Below are 446 nucleotides of genomic sequence, written 5' to 3'. Positions count from 1 at the left end.
GGACATCATCGTTGTGCCGTTCTGGGAGCATCCCGAAACGCGCCCTGATGCGGCGCTGCTGGAGGCGCTGCGCAGCGCCTGGCAGCGCGGGGCCGAAGTCGTGGGGGCTGTGCCTCGGGGCGTACGTGCTCGCCTACGCCGGACTGCTGAACAACCGCAGGGCGTCCACGCACTGGGAGTTTGAGCGGGATTTTGCCGCGCGCTTCCCGGAGGTGCGCCTTGACAGCAACGCGCTCTATACCAGCGACGAGCGGCTGATTACGTCGGCCGGGACGGCGGCGGGCATCGACTGCTGCCTGAATATCGTGCGCGAACACTATGGAAGTGCGCTGGCCAACCGCGTCGCCCGGCGGATGGTTATCCCCCCGTACCGCGAGGGCGGGCAGGCGCAGTTTATTGAACATGCGGTGCCGGAGACGACGCGCGACGAACAGATAAACGACCTT

At 66.6% G+C, this 446-nt stretch carries 1 pseudogene; it reads left to right on the top strand.

Going from position 1 to position 446, the window contains the following annotated elements:
- Positions 1 to 446 (top strand): annotated as a pseudogene (locus HA48_RS21990) (GlxA family transcriptional regulator); the annotation flags it as partial.

The organism is Pantoea wallisii (assembly GCF_002095485.1).
In the GTDB taxonomy this organism is placed as follows: Bacteria; Pseudomonadota; Gammaproteobacteria; order Enterobacterales; family Enterobacteriaceae; genus Pantoea; species Pantoea wallisii.
The sequence above is the reverse complement of the archived record's forward strand: the minus strand, read 5'-3'. Positions and strand labels throughout refer to the sequence as shown.